The organism is Pseudescherichia vulneris, from assembly GCF_902164725.1.
Classification (GTDB): Bacteria; Pseudomonadota; Gammaproteobacteria; order Enterobacterales; family Enterobacteriaceae; genus Pseudescherichia; species Pseudescherichia vulneris.
Window position 1 is genome coordinate 398,843 of the sequence record NZ_LR607338.1, and the last position, 936, is coordinate 399,778.

Consider the following 936-nt stretch of genomic DNA (forward strand, 5'->3'; position numbering starts at 1 on the left):
CATATCATGCTCCGCCATAACCACCGTATCGCCGCGTTGAACCAGCCTGTCGAGGACCCGCATCAGCTTGTCCATATCCGCCGGATGCAGCCCTGTCGAGGGCTCGTCCAGCAGATAGAGTGTCTTACCCCGCTGCACGCGCTGTAGCTCCCAGGCAAGCTTAATGCGCTGGCACTCCCCGCCGGACAGTTCGGTCGCAGGCTGGCCCAGCGTCAGGTAGCCAAGACCGAGCGACGCAAGCGCGTCAAGAGAGCGCTGGATAGTGTCATTGTCTTCAAATACTGAAATGGCCTCGTCGACGGTGAGATCCAGCACGTCCGCTATTGTTCTGTTATGCCACCGCACTTCAAGGGTTTCATCATTGTAGCGACGTCCGCCGCAGGCCGAGCACGGTGCGCTTGCCTCCGGCATGAACAGTAGCTCAATGGTGATCTGCCCCTGGCCCTCGCAGATGGGGCAGCGTCCGGCGGGCAGGTTGAAGGAAAACCGGCTGGCGTTAAAGACGCGCTTTTTCGCCTCGTCCGTTTCGGCAAAGAGCTTGCGCACGGTGTCAAAAAAGCCGGTATAGGTCGCCAGGTTGGATCGCGGTGTCCGCCCGATGGGCCGCTGATCGATGCGAACCAGACGTTTAAGAGAGGTCCCGCCCGCCGTAATCTTACCCTGCACGTCTGGTACCACGCCGTCCTCCTCAGCAGCGTCCTCTTCTGGCGTTTTGTCGAGCCGTTGAAGCAGCGCGGGAAGCACCCGGGCGAGGAGCGTGGACTTGCCTGAGCCAGACACGCCGGTGATAGCGGTCATCCGTTCAAGGGGGATTTGGACATCCAGCCCGTGAATGTTATTGCAGGTTATCTGCTCCAGCTTCAGCCAGCGTTCGGGAAGAAGCCGCTGACGCAGGCCCGGACGATGCTTGTCAAACAGGTAGCTTGCGGTAGGGGA

At 60.4% G+C, this 936-nt stretch carries 1 pseudogene; it reads right to left on the minus strand.

Annotation, left to right across the window (positions count from 1 at the left end):
- Window positions 1-936 (minus strand): annotated as a pseudogene (locus FN633_RS01510) (excinuclease ABC subunit A); the annotation flags it as partial.